Source organism: Rhodoferax sp. WC2427 (assembly GCF_040822085.1).
Classification (GTDB): Bacteria; Pseudomonadota; Gammaproteobacteria; order Burkholderiales; family Burkholderiaceae_C; genus Rhodoferax_B.
This window is the reverse complement of the sequence record NZ_CP162006.1, coordinates 4,241,123-4,266,577: the sequence shown is the minus strand read 5'-3', so window position 1 is coordinate 4,266,577 and position 25,455 is coordinate 4,241,123. Positions and strand designations below refer to the sequence as shown.

The 25,455-nt window shown below is 66.9% G+C and carries 17 protein-coding genes and 1 pseudogene; 8 read left to right on the top strand and 10 right to left on the bottom strand.

Annotation, left to right across the window (positions count from 1 at the left end):
- Positions 1–29: 29 nt before the first annotated feature.
- The 10 genes from AB3G31_RS19820 to AB3G31_RS19775 form a co-directional block, all read right to left on the bottom strand.
- Positions 30–4,298, bottom strand: coding sequence for a filamentous hemagglutinin N-terminal domain-containing protein (locus tag AB3G31_RS19820; RefSeq protein WP_367847777.1), 4,269 nt, complete (start codon positions 4,296–4,298; stop codon positions 30–32).
- Between the two features lie 271 nt (positions 4,299–4,569).
- Positions 4,570–5,229: a hypothetical protein gene (locus tag AB3G31_RS19815; protein WP_367847776.1), complete on the bottom strand. Its 660-nt coding sequence runs from the start codon at positions 5,227–5,229 to the stop codon at positions 4,570–4,572.
- Positions 5,230–5,376: 147 nt separating this feature from the next.
- The gene (gene hutG / locus AB3G31_RS19810) at positions 5,377–6,177 is read right to left on the bottom strand and encodes an N-formylglutamate deformylase (RefSeq protein WP_367847775.1); all 801 of its coding nucleotides are present in this window, start codon (positions 6,175–6,177) and stop codon (positions 5,377–5,379) included.
- A 2-nt stretch (positions 6,178–6,179) separates the two neighbouring features.
- Complete coding sequence (locus AB3G31_RS19805; RefSeq protein WP_367847774.1) at positions 6,180–7,556, bottom strand: formimidoylglutamate deiminase; 1,377 nt, start codon at positions 7,554–7,556, stop codon at positions 6,180–6,182.
- Between the two features lie 745 nt (positions 7,557–8,301).
- Positions 8,302–9,528: an imidazolonepropionase gene (hutI, locus tag AB3G31_RS19800; protein ID WP_367847773.1), complete on the bottom strand. Its 1,227-nt coding sequence runs from the start codon at positions 9,526–9,528 to the stop codon at positions 8,302–8,304.
- A 47-nt stretch (positions 9,529–9,575) separates the two neighbouring features.
- Entirely contained in the window at positions 9,576–10,136 is a 561-nt protein-coding gene (locus AB3G31_RS19795) for a HutD family protein (protein WP_367847772.1), read from the bottom strand.
- Positions 10,133–11,614, bottom strand: coding sequence for a histidine ammonia-lyase (gene hutH, locus AB3G31_RS19790; RefSeq protein ID WP_367847771.1), 1,482 nt, complete (start codon positions 11,612–11,614; stop codon positions 10,133–10,135). Before hutH ends, AB3G31_RS19795 begins: the two co-directional genes overlap by 4 nt.
- Before the next feature lie 174 nt (positions 11,615–11,788).
- Positions 11,789–13,489 carry a urocanate hydratase gene (hutU, locus tag AB3G31_RS19785; protein ID WP_367847770.1) on the bottom strand — a complete coding sequence of 567 codons (1,701 nt, stop codon included), beginning with the start codon at positions 13,487–13,489 and terminating at the stop codon, positions 11,789–11,791.
- Positions 13,490–13,600: 111 nt separating this feature from the next.
- A complete protein-coding gene (gene hutC, locus AB3G31_RS19780; RefSeq protein ID WP_367847769.1) occupies positions 13,601–14,368 on the bottom strand; it encodes a histidine utilization repressor in 768 nt (255 codons plus the stop codon).
- Positions 14,369–14,619: 251 nt separating this feature from the next.
- The gene (locus tag AB3G31_RS19775) at positions 14,620–16,335 is read right to left on the bottom strand and encodes an NAD(P)/FAD-dependent oxidoreductase (protein WP_367847768.1); all 1,716 of its coding nucleotides are present in this window, start codon (positions 16,333–16,335) and stop codon (positions 14,620–14,622) included.
- A 371-nt stretch (positions 16,336–16,706) separates the two neighbouring features.
- Here AB3G31_RS19775 and AB3G31_RS19770 point away from each other — a divergent pair, with 371 nt between their 5' ends.
- From AB3G31_RS19770 to AB3G31_RS19735, 8 genes and pseudogenes are all read left to right on the top strand, one after another.
- Entirely contained in the window at positions 16,707–18,038 is a 1,332-nt protein-coding gene (locus tag AB3G31_RS19770) for a S41 family peptidase (protein WP_367847767.1), read from the top strand.
- Positions 18,039–18,123: 85 nt separating this feature from the next.
- The gene (locus tag AB3G31_RS19765) at positions 18,124–18,432 is read left to right on the top strand and encodes a phosphopantetheine-binding protein (RefSeq protein WP_367847766.1); all 309 of its coding nucleotides are present in this window, start codon (positions 18,124–18,126) and stop codon (positions 18,430–18,432) included.
- Positions 18,429–19,091, top strand: coding sequence for a hypothetical protein (locus AB3G31_RS19760; protein WP_367847765.1), 663 nt, complete (start codon positions 18,429–18,431; stop codon positions 19,089–19,091). Before AB3G31_RS19765 ends, AB3G31_RS19760 begins: the two co-directional genes overlap by 4 nt.
- Positions 19,092–19,099: 8 nt before the next feature.
- A pseudogene (locus AB3G31_RS19755) lies at positions 19,100–20,756 on the top strand (AMP-binding protein).
- The gene (locus AB3G31_RS19750; protein WP_367847764.1) at positions 20,753–21,679 is read left to right on the top strand and encodes an acyl-CoA synthetase; all 927 of its coding nucleotides are present in this window, start codon (positions 20,753–20,755) and stop codon (positions 21,677–21,679) included. The pseudogene AB3G31_RS19755 and the gene AB3G31_RS19750 overlap by 4 nt, the downstream one beginning before the upstream one ends.
- Positions 21,679–22,251, top strand: coding sequence for a LolA-related protein (locus tag AB3G31_RS19745; protein WP_367847763.1), 573 nt, complete (start codon positions 21,679–21,681; stop codon positions 22,249–22,251). The genes AB3G31_RS19750 and AB3G31_RS19745 overlap by 1 nt, the downstream gene beginning before the upstream one ends.
- Complete coding sequence (locus AB3G31_RS19740; protein ID WP_367847762.1) at positions 22,248–24,623, top strand: MMPL family transporter; 2,376 nt, start codon at positions 22,248–22,250, stop codon at positions 24,621–24,623. Before AB3G31_RS19745 ends, AB3G31_RS19740 begins: the two co-directional genes overlap by 4 nt.
- Positions 24,623–25,417, top strand: a complete 795-nt coding sequence (locus AB3G31_RS19735; protein ID WP_367847761.1) for a polysaccharide deacetylase family protein — start codon at positions 24,623–24,625, stop codon at positions 25,415–25,417. The genes AB3G31_RS19740 and AB3G31_RS19735 overlap by 1 nt, the downstream gene beginning before the upstream one ends.
- Positions 25,418–25,455 lie beyond the last annotated feature (38 nt).

Here is a 25,455-nt window from a genome sequence, read left to right as displayed (position 1 = left end):
TTTCAGTGTGTGGGGTGGTGTCTGGGGGCTCATTCGTTGTCCGCGTCCAGGTGCGCAGGCAACCGGATACCCGAGGTAACGATGTTGAGCGACGGCCCGGTACCGTCGAAGTTCATCGCCGTGCTGACGGTGGTGCGGCGGTAGGACTCGGGGGCCACGGGCGGGGTGCGGGACTGCAGCTGCGCCACCGCGTTCAGCACAGGCTGTGGCGGCGTACTGGACACCGTTGGCACAGGCGGTGGAGGCTGCACCGGTGGTGCTGGTGGAGGTGGTGCCACCACCTCGGCGTTCAGCGCCAGTGCGGTGGCGTTGCTGCTGGCCTGGACCAGCCGGTAGTTGGTACTGCCCAGGCCGGTGCCGTTGATCGCATACAAGCCGGGCAGGCTGCTGGCGACAGCCGGGGTGCTCCAGTCCAGGGTGCCGGTGGTGGCGCTGGCCAGGGTTTCGCCGCCCACCATACCGGTGACCGTGCCGCCCAGGCCGCCAGGGATCTGGCCAGTGGACCTGGTGGCGGGCGTGGCGGTGTAGGTCAGCGTGGCCGGAGTGATGTTGGCGCTGGTGCTGGCCTGGTCGGTGATGGCGTAGTTACCGGCATCGGCCCCGCTGTAGGTGCTGCCCAGGTTGACGGTCTTGCCGTTGCCCACATTCTTGTCTGCGAACATGCCCGTGGCGCTGACCAATACGTCGTCACCGTCCAGCCGTCCGGTGTAGACCGCGCCTGCGCTGCTGACGGTGGCCGCCGTGCTTGCGTCATACACCTTGCTGGCGGCCACCAGTCCGGTGACAGTCAAGGCCAGGGGTGTGATGGTCAGGGCGCCGCCGACGATGTCATAGCCCTGCTGGCCGGAGTAATAGCCCGTGTAGGTGCCCGCATTGCGTCCCGAGGCGGCCATGCCCAGTACGCCCGCGGTGCTGGTCGCGGTGCCACTTTGGGTGGTGCCGTTGTAGGCCAAGGCGGTGTCGCCCAGCGCAAGCGGTGTCAGAAAGCTGCGCAACAGGGGTGCGGTGTGGCCTTCGTAGATGCGCCATACGGCACTGCTGCCACCGGTATTGGCAATACTCCAATGGGCGAAGCTGGACAGCTCCATCATCTGCGCGGTGGTCAGGCCCGTACCACCACTGGAGCCTGTCTGGCCCGATGTGCTGGTGTTCCAGAAGCTGTCGGTGACCAGACCGCTGGTCGTGGCGCCGACCAGCCCGCCGACATGGTTGGGCCCGCTGACACTGCCGGTGGCGTAGCTATTGGCGACCGTGCCGCCGATGTTGCCCCCCACCAGCCCGCCGGCGAAGTCTGGTGCGCTGACATTTCCTGTGGCATAGCTGTTGCTGATTGCGCCATTGTTTTGCCCCACCAGTCCGCCCGCATAGTCGCCTGTTCCGCTGACAACTCCCGTGGCGTAGCTATTGCTGATCGCGCCCTGGTTGTATCCCACCAGCGCGCCGACGCCGTCCGCCCCGCTGACACTGCCGCCCACCAGTCCCACGTTGCGAATCGTTGAATCCAGCGTTTTGCCAAACAGACCCACCATGTCCGTGGTCGGGCGGTCGATCTTGAGACCCGAGACGGTGTGTCCCAGGCCATCGAAGCTGCCGCTGAATGCCGTACTGCCATTCCCCACCGGCGCGAAGCCCGCGCTGCTCCACATGCCGGCGGACCGGCTGATGGCGGTGCCGGTTTCGGTGGCATTGATGTCCAGGGCCAAGGTGTAGCTGGCGCCCAGGTTCATGGCCATCAGCTGTAGCTGGTGCGCGTTGGTAATGGTGGGGCTGTACTCAACCCTCAGGAAGGGCCGGGTCGCGCCATCCACCATGTACCAGGTACTGGCAAAGTTCAGTCGGGAGTAGGCGCTTTGCTTGAAGGCATAGTTGGCATCGGCGGACCTGGTGGGGTCGCTGGTGACGGCGTAGGCGCCGATGTTAGCGCCCGACCCTATGGCACTGGCTTTGCCGGTGCTGAAAGTGTCCCAGTAGTTGTTGCTGATCGAGCCGCTGGAGTTGTACCCCATGAGCCCGCCAATGGCACCACCTGAGCCGCTGACACGGCCTGTGGCGTAGCTGTTGCTGACCGTGCCGCTGACGTTGTACCCTATCAGCCCGCCGACATAGATGCTGGACCCGCTGACAGTACCGGTGGTGTAGTTGTTACTGACCGTGCCGCCGGACAGGTACCCCAACAGCCCGCCAACATAGCTGGTCCCGCTGACACTGCCGGTGGTGTAGTTGCTGCTGGCCGTGCCGCCGATTTGGTACCCCACCAGCCCGCCGACATAGATGCTGGACCCACTGACACTGCCGGTGGTGTAGTTGCTACTGACCGTGCCGGTGACCTGGTATCCGACCAGCCCGCCGACATAGCCACTTGAACCAATGACACTGCCTGTCACATAGCTGTTGCTGATCGTAGTGCTGGAGGAATACCCCACCAGCCCGCCGACCCGGGTTGTCCCGCTGACGCTGCCGGTGGAGTAGCTATGGGCGATGGTGCCCGCCGAGCTGTACCCCACCAGACCGCCGACATTGGCGCTCCCTCTGACGCTGCCTCCGACCAGCCCCACGTTGCGGATCGCCGCGCTTTGCGTGTACCCGAACAAGCCCCCATAAGCCGCGCCCGCACGGTTGACCGTGAGGCCGGTGATGGTGTGGCCCAGACCATCGAAGATGCCGGTAAATCGCGTGCTGGCGTCCCCCAGTGGCGCAAAGCCCGCGCCGCTGTTCCAGTTGCTGGTGGCCGTGGCATCGATCTGGGCGCCCAGCACATACTTGCCCGCCAGGTTGCCAGCCACGCCCTGCAGGTCGGCGGCGGTGGTGCTGCCTTCCGCCCCCAGGCTGGTAAGGACGGTGTAGTCCACCAGCGCCCCGGCCGTGCCCAACTGGGTGCTGAAATTTGGCCCGGCCTGCAGGTTGACCGGGGCGTTCACGGTGTAGGTGGCGGGGGTGCCACCCACCACGCCATTCGTGGCGCCCTGGCCGTACTGCAGGGCCAATTTGCCACTGCTGCCGGTGGCAGTGATGGACTGGTTGATGTTGATGTTGCGCCAGGCGTTCAGCGTCAAGGTGGTGTTGCTGCTCCAGCGCACCGCATCGTTCACCTGGATGTCGCCATTGGTGCCGCTGCTGCCGTAGAGGGCGGTGGGCGAGGGGGTGCCGGTGGCGGTTTGGACCGTGACGCTGTTGCTGTCGAGCAAGTTGCCCAAGGCGGCGCCGGTGATGTCGCCGCCGGAGGCCGCGACGGTGAAGTCCACCGGGTCGATCAGCCAGGTGCCGTTGCCACCGGTCGGCGCAGCGGTGGTGATCTGGGCGCTGTTGGCCACCTTGACATGGGCGGCACTGGTTTCGATGAATCCGCCGTTGCCGCCATGGGGGGCGCTGGCATCAAGCGTGCCCCCCACTTGCACCGTGCCCGCCGCCATGCCGCCGAGCAGCACGATGGTGCCGTTGTGCTGGTCTACGGTGCGCGCCTCGATGATGCCGGTGTTGTTGACCACGCTGGCCAACAGAGCGTCTTTGGCGCCCGCGCTCATCAGCACGGTACCGCCATCGGCCTGGATGAGTTGTTGGTTCTCGGCCAGGGTGTGCAGGGTGCTCTGGTCGATCTGCAGCGCGACCAGGCTGTTGCCCGCAAAGGTCAGGGTGGCTGCGCTGCCCGCGCCCAGGGCCACTGTGCCCCGCTGGGCGCTGATCTGCCCGGCGTTGCGCACGGTGTTGCCCAGCAAGGCGACGTAGCCACCGCTGGCAGCGGTGATACGGCCCTGGTTGACCACGCTGCCGCTGCCGGTGCCGCTGAAGCTGCGGGTGCTGCTGCCCAGGCTGGCATCGCCCAGGTCCAGGGTGGAGGCGACCAGGCCGCCGACGTTGACCTGGGCCCCCGCGCCAAACAGCACGCCGTTGGGGTTGATGAGGAAGACCTGGCCGTTGGCGTTGAGCTGGCCCAGAATCTGGCTGCCATGGGTGTCATGGATGCGGTTGACGGCGATGGCGCTGGCCGAGGGCTGGACAAAGTGGACTGTCTCCTGCGCGCCGACGTTGAAAGTGCTCCAACCCAGCGACAGGTTCTGGCTGCCTTGGGTGATGGTGGTGGTGTTGCCGGTATGTGCCACGCTGCCCGTGCCGGCCGTGACCTGGAAGCCGTCAGGCCCGGCGTGGGCCACAGAGGTTAACAACAGGCATCCCGTCAGCGCCACGGCACCGGCCACCACACTCTGGCCCGTGCCAGACTTGCAACGCCCTCTGGCGTTTTCTGCCACGGCTACCATGTTGCCTACCTCGGAGTTCCAGACCAGGCGGTAGATGCGATTCATGGGAGCCTTTTGTTTAACCAGCGAAAATTGTCAAAATAAACTACTTGTGTTAGTTAATGTAAGTGGATTCCCCTATTTCTGGCCTGAGCAGCACGAAGTAGCGGGAGTGGTTGTGTCGATGTGGTGCCGATACATCAAACCATCCGCCCTCGGCGGGTAGCGGCCGCATCCTGCTTCGGCCACCATGTGGAGCCAGGCTTCCCAAGGGTTAGGGGGGGCATGTCACTGCTTTAGCAGGTGCCCAGGTGGCGATTGCAAGCTTGGCTGTGCGCTAGGTTCTTCGGCGAAGATCACGTACGGCGAAATTCGCCATATCGTCGGCCCAGCCGAGGATGGAGCCGACTTTTTTGATAATTTCTTGCCAAACAAACTTGCGTGTTCGCAGCATTGCGATGTAGTCCGACACTTGCCATGTCGGAGATTGCGTCCCCCCCTCGGTCGCATGCCGCAGGGGCTGCACGATCTCTTCAATGAGCGGTGCCAATTGGGCATACTTTTTTTCTTCGAGGAGTTTGGAGAGGTCTAGCGCAACACAGGTTGAAAAATCCAAATGACCTTGTCGCTCGGAGGGCCGGAAAACGAAATCCGCCAGAATCAGTTGCGCGACCCCTTCGTACCGCCAATCCAGCAATTGCTCCAACTCCCGAACACAGGTTCCGAAGGCCTCATCCAGATACGCGGGACCTTGGTCGTAGCCCCAGCCCAGAAAAACCCCATCGAAGTAGTGGCCGGTACGCGTGTTCCAGTACCGAAAGCTGGATACCACTTCCTTGGCAAGCTTGGCTCCGTTGGCCCCGTCATCGCGAACAAAGAACAAGCCAATGGCACCGCGGACAAGGTTGGCCGCTGTGCCTTCGACTGGCTGGATGCGCGCTGCGTACACATCACTCAGATGCTTTTCCAGCAAGGCTAAGTTTTCGACTGCGAACATGCGCACTCCTTGATAAGCGCCAGGCTCTATTCATTTTGAACATCTGATGCCCCGATGGCAACCCGCAACGTCAGTTGCGTTGTGGTCGTCTTTGGGGCGCTTAACCGCCCAGTGGGGTCAGAACACGCATCTACTGTCCGTGGTGGCTCAATGGCGGTTGACCCCAAACCGCAACGCCGCCTCCACCATCCGCCGTAGATGCGGCTGGATACCCGCCGCCACCTCGGGCAGGTAGTCGAAGGGCATGGCTTCTTGCATGTAGCTGCTTTGGGTCATCTCCAGCTGGATGGCGTGGATGTTCTGCGCGGGCTGGCCGTAGTGGCGGGTGATGTAGCCGCCCTGGAAACGGCCATTGAGCACGGCGGTGTAGCCGGGGGCACTCTGGGCGATGGCCAGCAACGCAGCGGACATCGCGGGGTCGCAGCTTGTGCCGTTGCCGCTGCCTAAATTCAAATCTGGCAGTTTGCCTTCGAAAAAGCGCGGCACCACCGAGCGGATGGAGTGCGCGTCCCACAAAACCGCTTTGCCGTGGACCGCCTGGATGCGGGCCAGCTCGGCGTGCAGTTGCTGGTGGTAGGGCTGCCACAGGGTGTCGCGGCGCAGGGCGATCTCGGCGGTGGTGGGCAGGTCGGCGGGGTCCTGGTAGAGGGGCTGGTTGTCGAAGTCGTCCACCGGGCACAGGCCGGTGACGCTCTGGCCGGGGTAGAGGCTGGCCCCGGAAGGGTCGCGGTTCAGGTCGATCACGTAGCGCGAATGGGTGGCGATGAGCACCGATGCGCCGAGCTCCTGGGCAAAGCCATACAGGCGCTCCAGGTGCCAGTCGGTGTCGTGCACCTGCCGGGCGGTGGGCGTCAGGCGCGCGGCCAGCGCGGGCGGCAGGTAGGTGCCGACATGGGGCATGGAGACCAGCAGCGGCTGGGTGCCTTGGATGAACTTGAAGGCTTGCATATTTACCCTTGGGTGAGTTGCGTGCGGGCTTGGAGGAAGGCAGCGGCGGCGGCATCGTGCAACGGGTGGCGGCCTTGCCGGGTGCGTTGCTGGCCGCCGACCCAGACGGCCTCCAGCGCGGATGTGCGGTGGCTGGCGAAAACGTGGGCCGAGAGCATGTCGGGGGCGGCCAACCCGGCCAGCGCCAGGTGCTGCGCGTCGAGCACGCAGAAGTCGGCGCGCTGGCCGACTGCCAGGCCGTTGGCCGCCCGGCCCGAGGCCTGCGCGCCCCCGGCCACCGCCTGCAGCAGGGTGGCGGTAGCGACCTGGCTGTGGTCTGCGCTGGCCAGCACATTGCGCTGGCGGAACTGCAGGCGCTGGCCGTATTCGAGCAGCATCAGCTCCTCAGCGGCATTGACGCAGGCGTGGCTGTCGGAGCCCAGGCCCCAGGCGCCACCTGCATTGCGCCAGCGCGGCATGTCGAACAGGCCGTCGCCCAGATTGGCCTCGGTGCTGGGGCAGATGCCCGCCACCGCCCCGCTGGCCGCCGCGCGCTGGTATTCGGCATCGCTCATGTGGGTGGCGTGGATCAGGCACCAGCGTGCATCGACCGGCGCGTGGTCCAGCAGCCAGTCCACCGGGCGCTGGCCGCTCCAGGCCAGGCAGGCCTCCACCTCGGCGGTCTGCTCGGCGATATGGATGTGCACCGGGGCGGATGGGTCCATGGCGTGCAGTCCGGCCACCGCGTCGCGCAGGCTGTCGGGCGGCACGGCGCGCAGGGAATGCGGGGCCAGGCCCAGCCGTGCGCCTTGTGCATCGCACAGGGGTTTGAGCGTTTCCAGCAGGCGCAGCATGGAGTCGGTCGAGCGGATGAACCGGCGCTGGCCGGTGGTGGGCGGTGTGCCGCCGAAGCCGCTGGTTTGGTACAGCACGGGCAGCAGGGTGATGGCGATGCCTGCTGTTTTTGCCGCGCGCACGAGGGCCTTGGACAGCTCCGCGTCATCGGCGTAGGGCGTGCCGTCGGCGCTGTTGTGCAGGTAGTGAAATTCGCAGACCGACGTATAGCCTGCTTCCAGCATTTCGATGTAGAGCCAGGTGGCTATTGCTTCTACCTGCTCGGGGGAGAGGCGGGCGGCGAACTGGTACATCAGCGTGCGCCAGCTCCAGAAGCTGTCTTGGGCGGCGCCCCGGAATTCGGTGAGTCCGGCCATGGCGCGTTGGAAGGCGTGGGAGTGGAGGTTGGGCAGGCCTGGGGTTAGGGGGCCTGCGGCTTGGGGGGCGCTGCCGGGTTCTGTGTCGGGGGTGACTGCTGTTAACTCTCCGATGGCGTTCCATTCGAGGAGGACGTTGGTGGCCCAGCCTGTGGGGAGGAGGGCGTTTTTTGCGTAAAGGCTTGTCATGGGGCTGGCTTGTTTACGGGCGTGGTCGGCCGGGTGATGCGCCCGGCGGCGCAGTAACTTTTCTTTTGCGCAAAAGAAAAGTCACCAAAAGAAAGGCGCCCCCACTGCCAGCGCCCTTCGCTAGCGCTACGGGAACCTGCGGTGCTCGTGGAATGCGGGGTCTGGCTAAACTCGCTGCGCTCAAACAACGCCAGCCCTGATCCGCATTCCACTGCGCTCCTCGGCGCCTGCAGATGGGGACCCCAGGGAGCGGGATCGGCCCGGCGCAGCAGGGCATCGCGCCTAGGGCGCGAGAAGGGGGCCGTGTTGAGGGTGGTTACATCCGAATGGATCGCGACGGGCGCACCGCTGCTGTTTCGCGCCCTAGGCGCGATGCGGCGCGGTGCGCCGCCGATCCCGCATCCGGGGTCCCCCTCTGCCAGCGCCGAGGAGCGCAGCTTTGGGCGGATCAGGACTGGCGTCTGTTTGAGCGCAGCGAGTTTAGCCAGACCCCGCCCAAAGCGAGCACCGCAGGTTCCCGTAGCGCCAGCGGAGGGCGCTGGCAGTGGGGGTGGCCTTTTCTTTGGTGACTTTCTTTTGGCCAAGCAAAAGAAAGTTACTGCGCCGCCGGGCGCACATCCCGGCCAGGGATCGCCGTCTACGCCAATCCGCCAACAAGGGTCAGAGCCCAAATGCGCGAAGCACTGCTCCTGCTCCGAAAAACTCCGGCGCGCAATGGGGATCTGACCCTCATTGGCTACACCCGTCATGGCCGCAGCAGCCCCAGGGTGTCCACCGCCACCCGCCCTTGCCGGATCACGGTGCGGGGCGTTTGGTGGGCCAGCCAGTAGACCAGCTCGGCGGGGTCTTGCACATCCCACAGGACGATGTTGGCAGGCCGTCCCACGGCCAGCACACCGTGCGTGTCTTGCAGGCCCAACGCACGGGCGGCGTGGGTGGTGATGCCGGCCAGCGCCTCGGGCACGGTCAGGCGGAACAGGGTGCTGGCCATGTTGGCCATCAGCAGCAGGCTCAGGCAGGGCGAGGTGCCGGGGTTGTGGTCGGTGGATACGGCCATGGGCACACCGGCGGCGCGCAGGGCGGCAATCGGCGGCACATGGGTGTCGCGCAGCGTGTAGTACGCGCCGGGCAGCAGCACCGCCACCGTGCCAGATGCGCGCATGGCCTCGATACCGGCGGCAGACAGGTGCTCGATGTGGTCGTTGGATAAAGCGCCGTACCGCGCCGCCAGGGCCGAACCGCCCATGTCCGAGAGCTGCTCCGCATGCAGCTTCACCGGCAGCCCCAGCGCCTGCGCGGCCTGGAACACCTGCTCGGTCTCGGCCAGCGAGAAGCCGATGCGTTCGCAGAACACGTCCACCGCGTCCACCAGCCCCTCGGCGGCCAGTGCGGGCAGCATTTCATTGCAAACGAGGTTGATGTAGTCGTGGCTGCGGCCCGCGTACTCGGGTGGCAGGGCGTGCGCGCCCAGGAAGGTGGTGCGCACGGTGACGCCAAAGTCATCGCCCAGGCGGCGGGCCACGCGCAGCTGTTTGCGCTCGTGTTCCAGCGCCAGGCCGTAGCCGGATTTGATCTCGATGGCGCACACGCCCTCGGCCAGCAGCTGCTGCAGCCGGGTGGCCGACTGGGCGTATAGATCGTCTTCGCTGGCGGCGCGGGTGGCCAGCACGCTGGAGACGATGCCGCCGCCCGCCTTGGCCACCTCTTCGTAGCTCGCGCCCGCCAGCCGCATGGCAAATTCGTTCGCCCGCTGGCCGCCGTAGACCAGGTGGGTGTGGCAGTCCACCAGGCCCGGCATGGCCAGCGCGTTGTGGGCATCGGTGCGGGGCAGGGCTTGCAGGGAGGCGGGCAGGGAGGCGATGTCGCCCATCCATGCGATCTGGCTGCCCTGCACCGCCAGGGCATTGACTGTGGCGTCGCCAAGCAGCCGCAGGTTGTGCCAGATGCCGTCGGCAGAGGGAAGGTGTTGCATGGTATGTGCTATGGAATAAAGAGCTGCTTACGCTGATGGAATAAGCGCTAGAGCCCGATTTTTCTTAAATGGACTGCAACCAGCAGCGCATCGGCGGTCTGCGGTGTGGCGGCGAATTGCATGGGCGCATCCCACCACAACCCGTGGCCGGGGGCACATGGGAAATCGCCCAGTTGCCATGCACCGCGCATGGCCAGCAGCAGGCCGCAGTCGGCGGAAATGTCTTCGGCGGTGGTGAGCACCCGCACCTCGGCCTGCACCCGCCCGCGCCGGACCATCACGTTGAAGTCGGTCGATGCGCCGCCCAGCAACTGGCAGCCCAGCGCCACGTCGCCCGGGAACGCAAACGGCACGCCGGGCGTGTCCAGCCGGTGGTCGATGCCGCCGCCTTGCAGGTGCACCCCCGCGCCGTCCAGCAGCAGGATGACCCGGTCCACACCGGGAAAGGCCGAGAACGGCCCGGCGGCGGCGATGGTGGCAATGCTCACCCGCCAGTCAAAACTGTCCATGCCCGCGCCGACGGGTTGGCAGACGATCTCGCGCGTGGTGCCGCCACCGTTCTTCCACGGTGTGGCGGGCAGGGCGGCGGTGTTGAAGGGGTGGATCATGGGCGCAAGGAAAAAGGGGTGCGCAGCAGGTTGGCGGCTTGGGCGATGTCGGGGGCTAAGAAGCGGTCGGCATCGAACGGCGGCACGTGCTGGCGCAGCCACTGCCACGCCCGGCCCGTGCCTTCGCCGAAGCGCTGCTCTTTCAAGAACTCCAGCGCCTGGGCGGCCAGCAGGTACTCGATAGCCAGAATCTGCGTGAGGTTCTCCAGCGACCGGTGCAGCTCCAGCGCGGCGGTGGTGCCCAGGCTGAGGTGGTCTTCCTGCCCGCCGGAGGTGACAAAGTTGTCCACCACCACCGGCTGGGCCAGGCGGCGGTTTTCGCCGACCAGCGAGGCGGCGGTGTACTGCGCAATCATCAGGCCCGAGTTCACGCCCGGCTCGGCCACCAGAAACGCGGGCAGGCCGCTGAGCACCGGGTTCACCAGCCGGTCCAGCCGCCGCTCGGCCACGCCGCCCAGCTCGGCCGCGGCAATGCGCAGCAGGTCGCAAGCCATGGCCACCGATTCGCCGTGCGGGTTGGCTTGGGACATGACGCGGTAGGCCTCGGGCGTGCCCAGCAGCAGCGGGTTGTCGGTGGCGGAGTTCAGCTCGGTCTCGATCTGCCGCGCGGCGTGGGCGATCTGGTCGCGGCAGGCACCGTGGATCTGCGGCATGGAGCGCAGGCTCAGCGCGTCTTGCGTGCGGAGCCCGTAGCTGCTGGCGATCACCTCGCTGCCCGCCAGCAGGCTGCGCAGGCGCTGGCCCACCACCTGCATGCCGGGGTGCGGTTTGAGGGCCAGGATGTCGGCATCGAACGCGGCGATTTGCCCCTTCAGGGCTTCAAAACCCATGGCCCCGGTCACGTCGGCCCAGTCTGCCAGGCGTTCGATATCGGCCAGGGCCAGCGCGGCCAGGCCGGTCATGCAGGGCGTGCCGTTGACCAGGCACAGGCCGTCCTTCGCGCCCAGCACCAGCGGCTGCAGGCCGTTGGCGGCCAAGGCTTCCGATGCTGGCAGGGTGCGGCCTTGCCAGCGCACATCGCCCACGCCCAGCAGCGCCACGCTGATGTGGGCCATGTGGGTGAGGTAGCCCACCGAACCCTGCGAGGGCACGCAGGGGGTGATGTGCAGGTTCAGCAGCGCTTGCAGCCCTTCGACCACCTTGGGTTGCAGGCCCGAATAGCCCTGGCAGAAGTTGGCCAGCGCCGCCACCAGGATGGCGCGGGTTTGCGCCTCGGACAGCAGCGGGCCGACCCCGCAGGCGTGGCTGAGCAGCGTGTTGCGCGACAGCTGGGCTAACTGATCGCCGTGCAGCAGCACATTGCTCAAGGCCCCCAGCCCGGTGCTGATGCCGTAGGCCCGCTCGCCGCTGGCCACGATGCGCTGCACGATGGCCTGGGCGTTGGCGATGCGCGCCCAGGCGGCTTCGGAGATCTCCAGCCGCGCGCCATCGCGGGCCACGGCCACCAGGTCGCGGTGTGTGAGGGGGGTGTCGCCCACCCTCACCCCGACCCTCTCCCCCGCTGGGGAGAGGGAGGAAGGCAGGGGTGTTGCCCCCTCTCCCGCTGGCGGGAGAGGGTTGGGGTGAGGGTGGGTAGGTGACATTTTTAAGCCAAACAGGCCGCTAGCGCTTATGGAATGGGCGAGAGCAGCTATCTAAAAAATAGCAAACGCCTATTTCACCATCGGCAGGTTCAAACCCTGCTTCTTGGCCGTGGCGATGGCAATCTCGTAGCCTGCATCGGCGTGGCGCATCACGCCGCTGCCGCTGTCGTTGACCAGCACACGGGCCAGGCGCTCGGCGGCGGCATCGGTGCCGTCGGCCACGATGACCATGCCCGAGTGCTGCGAGTAGCCCATGCCCACCCCGCCGCCGTGGTGCAGGCTGACCCAGCTGGCGCCGCCCGCGGTGTTGAGCAGGGCGTTGAGCAGTGGCCAGTCGCTGACGGCATCGGTACCGTCCAGCATGCTTTCGGTTTCGCGGTTGGGGCTGGCCACGGAGCCGGTGTCCAGGTGGTCGCGGCCAATCACGATGGGGGCTTTGAGTTCGCCGTTTTTCACCATCTCGTTGAAGGCCAGCCCGGCGATGTGGCGCTCACCCAGGCCCAGCCAGCAGATGCGGGCGGGCAGGCCCTGGAAGGCGATGCGCTCGCGGGCCATGTCCAGCCAGCGGTGGGTGTGGTGGTTGTCGGGGAACAGTTCCTTGATCTTGGCATCGGTCTTGAAGATGTCCTCCGGGTCGCCCGACAAGGCCACCCAGCGGAACGGCCCCTTGCCCTCGCAGAACATGGGGCGGATGTAGGCGGGCACAAAGCCGGGGAAGTCGAAGGCGTTTTTCACGCCGGTGTCAAACGCCACCTGGCGGATGTTGTTGCCGTAGTCCACCGTGGGGATGCCCAGGGCCTGGAAGTCCAGCATGGCCTGCACGTGCACGGCGCAGCTCTGGGCAGCGGCGGCGGTCAAGGCGGCGTGCTGCGCCGGGTCTTTTTGCGCGGCCTTCCAGTCGGCCACGCTCCAGCCTGCGGGCAGGTAGCCGTTGACCAGGTCGTGGGCCGAGGTTTGGTCGGTCACCAGATCGGGGCGGATGCTGCCTGCCTTGGCGCGGCGCACCAGCTCGGGCAGCACCTCGGCGGCATTGCCCAGCAGGGCGATGGACACGGCTTCCTTGGCGTCGCAATGCTGCGCGATGAGTTCGAGCGCATGGTCGATGTCGCGGGCCTGCTTGTCCACGTAGCGGGTGCGCAGGCGGAAGTCAATGCTGCTTTGCTGGCATTCGATGTTCAGCGACACGGCCCCGGCCAGCGTGGCGGCCAGGGGCTGCGCGCCGCCCATGCCGCCCAGGCCCGCGGTCAAAATCCATTTACCCGCCCAGTCGTTGTTGTAGTGTTGCTTGCCCGCTTCGACAAAGGTCTCAAACGTGCCCTGCACGATGCCCTGGCTGCCGATGTAGATCCAGCTACCCGCCGTCATCTGGCCGTACATGAACAGGCCTTTGCGGTCCAGCTCGTGGAAGTGCTCCCAGTTGGCCCACTGGGGCACCAGGTTGGAGTTGGCGATCAGCACGCGCGGGGCGTTGGCATGGGTTTTGAACACGCCGACCGGCTTGCCGGACTGGATCAGCAGGGTCTCGTCTTCGTTGAGCTCTTTGAGCGAGGCCAGGATCTGGTCGAAGCAGGCCCAGTTGCGGGCGGCGCGGCCAATACCGCCGTAGACCACCAGGTTTTTTGGGTCCTCGGCCACCTCGGCATCGAGGTTGTTTTGCAGCATGCGGTAGGCCGCCTCGGCAATCCAGTTTTTGCAGGTCAAGGTGCTGCCACGCGGGGCGCGGATGACGCGGCTGGCATCGAAGCGGGGGTCTTGCAGGGTGGTGGTCATGGCGGCAATTCCTGGTTGGATGAGGGAGCACCGGGGTGCTGGTGCGGCAATTTTAAATAACTTGTCTAATCCTGTATATACAGCTTACTAAAAAAAGGAGAGATCTCCTTTTTAGCTGGTCACCGCGTTGCCGTCGGTGCGGAAGCGGCTGCCCAGGCGGTAGCGTGCGCCGGGGTGCAGGCAGCGCACCAGGGTGATGGGGACGTCGCGCATCCAGGTGCGGCGCGTCAGCAGCAGGCAGGGCTGGTGGGCATCCATTTGCAGCAGGGCGGCCTGCTCGGCGCTGGGCAGCACGGCATCCACCACATGCTCCATCTGGTCGAACAGCACGGTGCGCACCAGGTAGTCGGACGGCTGCTCCTGGCTGAAATCCTGGTTGCCAAATTCGGGGGCCATGCGCGGGTTGACGAAGCGGTCTTCGAGCTGCATGGCAACGCCGTCTTCCAGGTGCACACACACCGTGTGGAACACCGATTCACCGGTGTGCAGGCCCAGTGCGGCGGCCACTTCCAGCGTGGCCGCGATGCGCTCAATGGTGACCATCTGGCACTGGTAGTCGTGGCCGCGGCGGCGGATATCGTCGGCCAGGCGGGCGATCTGCAGCAGGTTGGCCTGGGGCTTGTCGTCGGCCACGAAGCTGCCGACACCGGCCACGCGGCGGATGCGGCCCTGCTCCTGCAGCTCGCGCAGCGCGCGGTTGACGGTCATGCGCGACATGCCGAACTGCAGCACCAGGTCGTTCTCGGACGGCAGGCGGTCACCGGGGGTCCAGGTGCCGTCCTGGATCTTGCCCGCCACAAAGTCCTTGATGTGCTGGTAGCGCACCATGGGTGGCGTGGAGGCGGCGGAGGCCGGAGGAGAAGTGCGTTTTGCGGGCATGGGACTACGATAACAGGGCGGGGCACCAATGGTCTGCCACCATTGCCTCGGTGTGGTGTGTGATGGTATGGCCTAGCGCGACGCCTGCCGACCGGGGCTTGGCCCTGGTCGAGCCCGACTGGCCCCCTGGCACACACCCGCACCCATTTGGACCGCTTTACCCCTAGCAACATCGGGGCCAGGGTGGGCGACGCATGCTCTGTTTTTAGGAGCTGTTCACGCTCTTGGAATGGGCGTCAGGGGCCAATTCCTTATAAATTATGTCCCAGCAGGCTCCGCGCCACCGCCTCGGCCACCTTGATGCCGTCCACCCCTGCCGACAAGATGCCGCCCGCGTAGCTGGCGCCTTCGCCCGCCGGGTACAGGCCGCGCACGCTCAGGCTTTGGAAATCTTCGCCGCGGGTCATCTTGATGGGCGAGGAGGTGCGGGTTTCCACCCCGGTCAGCACGGCATCCGGCAGGTCAAAACCTTTGATCTTGCGGCCAAAGGCGGGCAGGGCCTCGCGGATGGCGGCAATCGCGTAGCCGGGCAGGGCGCTGTGCAGGTCGCCCAGGTTTACGCCGGGTTTGTAGGAGGGCTCCACGCTGCCAAGCTGGGTGGAAGCGCGCCCGGCAATGAAGTCGCCCACCAGCTGGCCGGGGGCCTCGTAGGTGCTGCCGCCCAGCACGTAGGCGTGGGATTCGAGCTGGCGCTGCAGGTCGATGCCGGCCAGCGCGTGGGTGCCGGGGAAGTCCTCGGGCGTGATGCCGACGACGATGCCTGCGTTGGCGTTGCGCTCGTTGCGCGAGTACTGGCTCATGCCGTTGGTGACCACGCGGCCCGGCTCGCTGGTGGCGGCCACCACGGTGCCGCCAGGGCACATGCAAAAGCTGTAGACGGCGCGGCCATTGTTCGCATGGTGCACCAGCTTGTAGTCGGCGGCCCCCAGCAGCGGGTGGCCTGCGTGGCGGCCCCAGCGGGCGCGGTCGATCAGGCTTTGCGGGTGTTCGATGCGGAAACCGATGGAAAACGGCTTGGCCTCCACGTAGACGCCACGTGCATGCAGCATGGCAAAGGTGTCGCGCGAGCTGTGGCCCAGGGCCAGCACCACGTGGTCGGCGCGCAGCTCGGTGGTTTCACCGGTGGCCTGGTTCAGTACGGTCAGGCCGCGCATGTGGCCATCCACAATGTGCACGTCGGTCACGCGCTGCTCGAACCGCACTTCGCCGCCCAGCGCGATGATCTGCTCGCGCAGATGCTCCACCACCTTGACCAGCTTGAAGGTGCCGATGTGCGGGTGCGCGGCCACCAGGATCTCTTCGGGCGCACCGGCTTTCACAAACTCCTGCATCACCTTGCGGCCCAGGAAGCGCGGGTCCTTGATCTGGCTGTACAGCTTGCCATCGGAAAAGGTGCCTGCGCCGCCTTCGCCAAACTGCACATTGCTCTCGGGTTTGAGCACGTTCTTGCGCCACAGGCCCCAGGTGTCCTGCGTGCGCTGGCGCACCGTGGTGCCGCGCTCCAGCACGATGGGTTTGAAGCCCATCTGCGCCAGCACCAGCGCCGCGAAGATGCCGCAGGGGCCGAAGCCGACCACCACCGGGCGGATGGGCAGATTGAGCGGCGACGGGCCGCCCCTAGCCGCGAGCGCCCCCTCGGGGGGCAGCGAGGACACGCCAGTGCCGAGCGTGGGGGCCATTTCTGCGGGGGCCTGCCCCACCGGGTGGTAGGCCATGTCGGGGGCCGGGCGTAGGTGCGGGTTGTCGGGGTGTTGGCGCAGCAGCTCGGCCTCTTGGGCGGCACTGTGCAGCGCCACATCCACGATGTAGACCGTCAGCAGCTCGGCCTTGCGGGCATCGAAGCTGCGTTTGAAGATGGTGAAGTGCGCAATCTGCGCGGGGGGCAAGCCCAGAGTGTGGGCAACCAGGGCGGGCAGGGCCTCTTCGGCGTGGGCCAGAGGGAGTTTGAGTTCAGAGATGCGGATCATGGGGGCAGCCGGGTGGCTTGTAGTTATCAAGCAGGGGAGGCAATTTTATGGGGTGGCGGATTTCCGCTGTCCTGCGGCGCCCAGGGATGGGTGCTGGGCGGCAAACATCCTCCAAATGGGGGATGAATGCGGCTTGGCCTTGACGCCGTCTTTCGCCCGAATTGCTATGGTATTTAGGTAAAAAATAGATAGCTGCTCACGCTCTATTTATAAGCGCAGAGGCCTTTTTTAATGCCTCAAAAATGACCTAAAAATACAAAACTGTATGGAAGCCTGGTTGTTTGGCGTGCGCGTTACATCATCGACACGCTGAATTTTGAGGGTGGATGTATACGACACTGCGGCTTCCATTTATTTTGAAGGCAGGGTCTATGCGTAGTTTGGCTTGTGCGGGCGTGGTGGGTCTGGTGGTGTTGGCGGGCTGTGGCGGCGGCGGCGGCGGTGGCAGCGAGGCCCCGGTCGCATCGGGCTACCCGGGTAGCCCGGCCAGTTGCGACGCAACGGGCCAGCGGGCCTGGCTGCGCGACTACATGACCGACGCGTATTTCTGGTACGACAAGCAGGGCGCGCCCAACGCGGCGGCCACCAGCATGGATGCGTACTTTGATTCGCTGCTGTACCAGCCCACCGACCGCTACAGCTACAGCCAGACCACCGACAGCGCCAACCAGTTCTACGTGGATGGCACCCGCACCGGCTATGGCTACGCGCTGGACTGGCTGGATGCCGCCCGCACCACACTGGCCGTGCGGCTGGTGGAGCCTCTGAGCCCGGTGGGCGTGGCGGGCTTGCAGCGCGGCGACCGCATCGTCAGCATCGATGGCAAAACCTCGGCCGAGATCGCCAACGGCGGGCTGACCGCGGTGGACACTACCGGCGTGCCCCGCACGATGGTGGTGCGCAATGCGGCGGGCACCCAGCGCAGCCTTACCGTGCAGTCTGCCACCTACGCGCTCACCCCGGTGAACACCGTGGCGGTGCTCACCGCCCCCAACGGCGCCAAAACCGGGTATTTGATGTACCAGGAGTTCATTGCCTCTGGCCAGGTGGCGATGGGCGCGGCGTTTGACCGCTTCCGGACCGCGGGCATCACCGAGCTGGTGCTCGACCTGCGCTACAACGGCGGCGGCAGCACCCAGCAGGCGCGCTATCTGGCGGGCCTGGTCGCCGGGTCGGCACAGACCGGCAAGGTGTTTGCCCAGTACCAGTTCAACGCCAAAAACACCGCCCGCAACTCCACCCAGAACTTTGTCGGCGTCAGTGGCGGCCTGCCCACGGCGCCGCTGGACAGCCTGGGCCGCGTGTTCGTCATCACCTCTCCCAGCACCGCCTCGGCCAGCGAGCTGGTGATCAATGCCCTGCGGCCCTACAAGACGGTGGTCACCATCGGCGACACCACCTACGGCAAGCCCTACGCGTTCCAGCCGGTCAGTGCCTGCGGCACCACCTACAACGCGGTGAACATCGTGGTGGCCAACGCGCTGAACTTCTCGGACTACAGCGCCGGGTTTGCGCCCACCTGCGCCGTCGCCGACGACCTGGACCACCCCTTGGGCGACCCGGTCGAGTCGCGTACCGCCGCCGCCTTGGGCTTCATCCAGAGTGGCGCGTGCCCGCCGCGGGCCAGTGTTGCCAAGAGCCTGGGGTCTACCACCTCCCGTGGCTTTGGCGACATCAGCCCGCCGCAGATGCGCGTGGACTGAGCGGATGGGGAGGGCGGGCAGTTAAAATCGTGGGCATATCCGTGCCTCTGGTCTGGCCCGTTCGTCTCTTTCCAAAAGCTCCCCCATGTCCGCACCCCCCGTCCCCCAAGCGCCCGCAACTTCTTTGCCCCTGGCCGATGCCGCCCTGCTGCGGGAAGTGGCCGAACTGGTCGTGACCGCGCTGAATCTGGAAGTCGCCGCCGCCGACATCGCCCCCGATGCGCCCTTGTATGGCGACGGCCTGGGCCTGGATTCCATCGACATCCTGGAGGTGTCGCTCAGCGTGTCCAAGCAATACGGCCTGCAACTGCGCGCTGACCACGCAGACAACGCCCAGATCTTCAGCTCCCTGCGCAGCCTGAGCGACCACATCGCCGCCCAGCGCACCAAGTGATTCCGCTGACCTTCGCCCGCTGGAAGCGTTGGGCCAAGGTCGCCGTTGGCGCGGCGCTGTGCCTAGCCTATTCGCTGCTGGCGCACCTGGCCACCGTCCACCCCGCGCCCGGGGTGTGGCAAGTGCTGGTGGCCCTGTTCTGGGTCACGCTGTTGGCCGTGTCGCTGGCCTGGCGCTCGGCGTACCGGCCGCAGATGCTGGCCCTGTGCCTGGCCGCCCTGGTAGGCCTGGCCAGCATGGGCGAGTGGTTGCGGCTGCACTACCAGTGGATATTTTTTCTGGAACACGCGGGGGTGCAAAGCCTGCTGTGCATCGCCTTCGGCCGCACGCTCGCCCTTGGCCAGACGCCCCTGGTATCGCGCTTCGCTGCCGTGGTGCATGGCCCGCTGTCGCCCCCATTGCAGCGCTACACCCGCGGTGTCACCTGGGCCTGGACGCTGTACTTTGGCCTGATGGCCAGCCTGTCGGTGCTGCTGTTTGCCTTTGCGCCCATGGCCTGGTGGTCGGGCTTTGCCAATCTGCTGGGTCTGCCCTTGATGGCGCTGATGTTTTTGGGAGATTACCTGGTGCGCCGCTGCGTGCTGCCGCCCGAGCAGGTCACCGGTATTTGGCAGGCTGTGCGGGCGTACCAGCAGGTGGGCACGCCGCCCTTGCTGTGATGGCGCCCATGTTGACCTTCCCCCTGGTGGCGCACGCCCATCTGAGCGACGTGGTGGCCCAACGCCGCGGCAGCGACGGGCACCGCGTCACCGTGTCCCGCTTTCTGGCCGACGTGGCGCAGTTGGTGGCCGTGCTGCCCGCAGGCGGCCACGTGCTCAACGCCTGTGCCGACCGCTACCACTTTGCCGTGGGCCTGGCCGCCGCCATGGTGGCGGGCAAGACCAGCCTGCTGCCGTCCACCCACACCCCCGAGATGGTGCGCCAGATGCGGGTGTTTGCCCCTGACGTGTTCTGCCTGAGCGACGGCCCCTGCACCATCGATCTGCCGCAGTTTGTCTACCCTGGCGCATGGGCCGCACCCGATGTGCCGGTGGTGGCCGTGCCGCAGATTCCGGCCGACCAGACCGTGGCCTTTGTGTTCACCTCCGGCTCCACCGGCCTGCCCGTACCGCACCGCAAGACCTGGGGCGCCCTGGTGCGCAATGTGCGCGCCGAGGCCGAGCGGCTGGGGCTGTTGGCGGAATCGGGCGGGGTGGTGCACAGCATCGTCGGCACCGTGCCGCCGCAGCATATGTACGGCTTCGAATCTACCCTGCTGGTGGCCTGGCAAAGCGGTTCGGTGTTCAGCGCCGACCACCCGTTCTACCCCGCCGACATCTGCAGCGCCCTGGCCCAAATGGACCGGCCCCGCATGCTGGTCACCACCCCGGTGCACCTGCGGGCCTTGCTGGATGCCGGGCTGGACGTTCCGGCGCTGGACCTGGTGGTATCGGCCACCGCGCCCCTGTCGCCCCAGCTGGCGCAAGCCGCCGAGGCTGCGCTGCACATGCCGCTGCTGGAGATTTATGGCTCGACCGAAACCGGCCAGGTCGCCACCCGGCGCACCGCGCAAGGGGCCGCATGGCAGCTGTTTCCGGGCGTGCAATTGAGCGTGCAAGACGGTGGCACCTGGGTCTCGGGTGCCCACGTGGAGCAGTCCGTGCCCATGGGCGACGTGCTGGAGCCGCTGAGCGCCACCCATTTTCTGTTGCACGGCCGGATCGGCGATCTGGTCAATATTGCGGGCAAACGCAGCTCGCTGGCCTACCTGGACCACCAGCTCAACGCCATCGACGGGGTGCAGGACGGCGCGTTCTACATGCCCGAAGAGCGCGGGCATGACGGCGTGACCCGGCTGATGGCCTTTGTGGTGGCCCCGGGGTTGACGCAGGCGGCCCTGCTGGGCGCGCTGCGCGAGCGCATCGACCCGATTTTTCTGCCGCGCCCGCTGGTGCTGCTGGACCAGTTGCCCCGCAACAGCACCGGCAAATTGCCGCGCGAGGCTCTGCAGGCGCTGGCGCAAAGCCTCCCCAAGCCGCATGCCGTTTGAAACCACCTGGGCGGTAGCGCCAGACCACCCCGCGTTTGCCGGGCACTTCCCCGGCGCACCCATCCTGCCCGGTGTGCTGCTGCTGGACGCGGTGCTGCTGTGGGCCGAGACGGTGACCGACAGCGTGGCCGGCACTATCGGCAACGCCAAGTTTTTAAGCCCGGTGCGCCCCGGCGAGGTGCTGCGCCTGGCCCTGGAGTGCAGCACGTCCGGCAGCGCCCGCTTTGACATCACCTGCGGCAGCCGCAAGGTGGCCACCGGGCAGGTGGCACTGACACCCCGCGTTGTGCCATGAGCGACCCCGCCACCCACTGGAAACAGCGCCCCGAGCGCAGCAACATGCCCATGCTGCGGTTGATGACCTGGATCTCGCTGCGGCTGGGGCGGCGCGTGGCGCGCGGCATTTTGTACTTCGTTGCGGCGTATTTTCTGCTGCTGTCGCCTGCGGCACGGCGGGCATCCAGGCAGTACCTGGGCCGGGTGCATCCCGGCCAGCGCATCGGCTGGCGCAGGCAGTTCCAGCACTTCATGGCCTTTGCCTCGGTGGTCCACGACCGGGTCTACCTGGTGAATGACCGGTTCGATCTGTACGACATCCGCCTGCATGGCCAGCCGATGGTCCATAACGTGCTCGAGCAGGGGCGGGGCGCGTTCATGCTGGGGGCCCACCTGGGCAGTTTCGAGGTATTGCGCGCCGTGGGCCAGCAGCAGCCAGGCCTGCGGCTGGCGATGGTGATGTTTGAAGAAAACGCCCGCAAGATCAACGCCCTGCTGCGCGCCATCAACCCCGCTGCCCACAGCCACATCGTGCCGCTGGGCAAGGTGGATTCGATGATGGTGGTGCACGAACTGCTGGAGTCCGGGGCGGTGGTGGGCATTCTGGCCGACCGTTCGCTGGGCAGCGACAGCACCCGCAGCCTGCCTTTCCTGGGTGCCCCGGCGGCGCTGCCGGTGGGGCCGTTTCGCATGGCCGCCATCCTGCGCCGCCCGGTGCTGTTCATGGTGGGCCTGTACGGCGGCGGTAACCGCTACGACATCCACTTTGAAACCGTGGCCGACTTCTCGCAGATCCCCGCGGGCGGGCGCGAGGCCGCGGTGCAGGCCGCCATGCTGCGCTATGTGGAGCTGCTGGAAAAATACTGCCACGCCGCCCCGAGCAACTGGTTTAATTTCTTCGATTTCTGGCAGCCGCCGACGACCCCCCATCTGAGTCCTTGATGCAAAAATTCTTTCGATTTGTGGCGGTATGGACCTTGGGCTGCGCGGCCCTGTCGGCCCACGCGTGGGACCTGGAGCAACTCATGCAATCCCTGGCCCGCAACACCTCGGGGCGGGCCACCTTCACCGAGCAGAAGTTCATTGCCCTGCTGGACAAGCCCGTGCTGTCGTCCGGCGAGCTGCTCTACACCGCCCCGGACCGGCTGGAAAAGCGCACCCTGCTGCCCAAGCCCGAAACCCTGGTGCTCGACCACGACACCGTGACGGTGGAGCGCGGCAAGCGCCAGTACGTGCTGCGTGTCAAAGACTACCCCGAACTGGGTGTGTTTGTGGAGAGCATCCGCGGCACACTGGCGGGCGACCGGGCCTCCCTGGAGCGCCTGTACCAGCTGACGCTGGACGGTAGCGAAGCCCGCTGGACCCTGGTGCTGCGCCCGCTCAACCCCAAGATGCTGGCGGTGGTGCAGCGCATCACCATGCAGGGAGAGCGGGCCGAGCTGCGCAGCATCGAGATCGAGCAGGCCGACAAAGACCGCTCGGTGATGCGCATCGACAGCGCCGCTGCGCCATGAAGCAAGGCATGGGGGAGCGCCTGTTCAGCCGCGGCTTTGTGCCGGTATGGCTGGCCCTGGTCGCCCTGCTGGTGTGCGGCGCGGTGGTGCGGCAAACCCGTTTTACCGCCGACATGTCGGCCTTCTTGCCCCAGGCCCCCACGCCCGAGCAGCAGTTGCTGGTGGACCAGCTGCGCGACGGCCTGGTGTCGCGCCTGGTGCTGGTGGGCGTGGAGGGCGCTGACGGCCCGACCCGCGCCGCCCTGTCCAAAGCCGTGGCCCAAAAACTGCGCGTGGAGCCGCAATTCAGCAGCGTCAGCAACGGCGAATCGGTGGCCCTGGAGCGCGACCAGGCGTTTTTGATGGCCCACCGCTACCAGCTCAGCCCGGCCATGGTGCCCGCGCACTTCACGGTGGACGGCCTGCGCGCGGCCCTGGGCGACACGCTGGACCTGCTGGCCTCGCCCGCCGGGCTGCTGGTCAAGTCGCTGCTGCCCCGCGACCCCACCGGCGAACTGCCGCTGCTGCTGGACCAGTTAGGCCGTGGCGGCACCGGCCCGCGCAACGCCGACGGCGTGTGGGCATCGCGCGACGGCACACGTGCCCTGCTGCTGCTGCAAACCCGCGCGGCGGGCTCGGACACCGATGGCCAGCAACTGGCCATGGACCGCATCCGCGCCGCGTTTGCCGAAGCCGTGGCGGCCCAAAAAGCGCCCGCGGCCAGCGCCCACTTGGTGCTCACCGGCCCGGGGGTGTTTGGCGTGAACGTGCGCAACACCATCGAGTCCGAGGTCACCCGCCTGTCCATCATCAGCCTGGGCCTGATCGTGCTCTTGCTGTGGCTGGTCTACCGCTCGCTGCGCACGCTGGCGCTGGGCCTGCTGCCGGTGCTGGCAGGGGCCGTGGCGGGCATCGCGGCGGTGAGCCTGGGCTTTGGCACGGTGCACGGCCTCACGCTGGGCTTTGGCACCACGCTGATCGGCGAGGCTGTGGACTATTCGATCTACCTGTTTGTGCAGTCGGAGCGCGCGGATGGAGATGGCAAGTGGGTCCAGCGCTTTTGGCCCACCATCCGGCTGGGGGTGATGACCTCGATCTGCGGCTTTGCGTCGCTGCTGCTGTCGGGCTTTCCCGGTCTGGCGCAACTGGGTCTGTATTCCATGTCCGGGCTGGTGGCCGCGGCCCTGGTGACCCGGTTTGTGCTGCCGCAGTTGCTGCCCCGCAGCTTCAAGGTCCGCGATGTGTCGGCCCTGGGCGCGCGCCTGGCCGTGGTGGTGCGGCGGGCCGCAGTGCTGCGCTGGGCCGTGTTGGTCCTGTGCGCGGTGGCAGCGCTGGCATTGGCTGTGCAGCGCAACCATGTCTGGAACCAGGAGCTGGCGGCGCTGAGCCCGGTTTCCGCCGCCGACATGGCCCTGGACGCAGACCTGCGGGCCGATCTGGGCGCGCCCGATGTGCGCTACCTGGTGGTGGTGTCGGGTGCCAGCCAGGAAGCCGTCTTGACGGGTGCTGAAAAAGTCGTCGCCCGCCTGCAGCCGCTGGTGGACGACCACAGCATCGCCGGGGTAGACAGCCCCACCACCCTGCTGCCCAGCCTGGCCACCCAGCAGGCCCGGCAGGCCAGCCTGCCCGCGACTGCCGAGCTGCAGTCGCGGCTGACCGAGGCGCTGGCCGACATGCCACTGCGCGCCGAGCGTCTGGCCCCGTTTGTACAAGAGGCCGAGGCCGCGCGCGTGGCCCCGCCCTTGCAGCGGGCCGACCTGGCGGGCACGTCGTTGGCGTTGGCGGTGGATGGCATGCTGCTACCGCAAAAAACCGCCGATGGGGCGCCGCGCTGGAGCGTGTTTTTGCCGCTGCACGCTGCTCCCTCGGGAAACATCGATCCGGCCCGCATCCGTCCGCTGTTGGCCGGTACCGGCGCTTTGTTTGTGGACATGAAGGGTGAATCCGACCGCCTGTACCGCAGCTATTTGCACGAGGCCGTGTTGCTGTCGGGGGCCGGGCTGCTGGCCATTGTGCTGCTGCTGGCCGTGGCCCTGCGCTCGCCCATGGCGGTACTGCGGGTGATGGCCCCCCTGGTGGGCGCAGTGCTGTGCGTAGCGGCGGCGCTGGTGTCGGCCGGGCAGAGCCTGACGATTCTGCATCTGGTGGGGCTGCTGCTGATCGTGGCCGTGGGCTCCAACTACGCGCTGTTTTTCAGCGCGGGCCAGGGCGAGATCACGCCGCGCACGCTGGCTTCTTTGCTGTTTGCCAACATGACCACAGTGGCGGGCTTCGGCATTTTGGGCTTCTCGCAGGTACCGGTGCTGCAAGCCATCGGCCTGACGGTGGGGCCAGGTGCGGTTCTAGCCCTGTGCTTCTCGGCGGTGTGGGCCCACACGCCCAGGGCCGCCTGATGGGTGTACGCCTGGCTCCTTTGGTCTGGTGCACGCTGGTATGCCACGTGGCCGTGCTGGCGCTGTGGGCGTGGCAGCCCGCGCTGTGGCGCTGGGCCGTGGCCGCGCTGGTGCTGAACCATGCCGTGCTGACGCTGGCCGGTTTGCTGCCGCGCTGCAAGCTGCTGGGTTCCAACTGGACGCGCTTGCCCGCCGCCGCGGCCGCCCGCGGCGAAGTGGCGCTGACCATCGACGACGGCCCCGACCCGCTGGTCACGCCGCTGGTGCTGGACCTGCTGGACCGGTACGCCGCCCGGGCCACATTTTTTTGCATCGGCACGCAGGCCGCGCAGCACCCCGACCTGTGCCGCGAGATGGTGCGCCGGGGCCATGCCGTAGAAAACCACAGCCAGCACCACCGCCACAACTTCTCGCTGCTCGGCACTGCGAAGCTGTGGCGTGAATTGCAGGCCGCGCAAGACACTTTGGGGGCCCTCAGCGGCACGCCGCCGCGCTTCTTTCGGGCACCCGCCGGGCTGCGCAATCCGTTTCTGGACCCGGTGCTGCAGCGCCTGGGCCTGCAACTGGCCAGCTGGACCCGGCGCGGCTTTGACACCCGCAATGGCGATGCCGCTGCCGTGGCGCGCATCCTCACCCGCGGCCTGCGTGCGGGCGATATCCTGCTGCTGCACGACCGCCACGCCGCCACCACCCCGCAAGGCGTGCCGGTAATCCTGGAAGTGCTGCCCTTGCTGCTGGCGGCCATCCAGGCCGCGCATTTGAAGCCCGTCACGCTCCGTTCGGCCTTGCTATGACGCTTTGCAGCACCCATTGGCCGAAAGCGGACGGGATG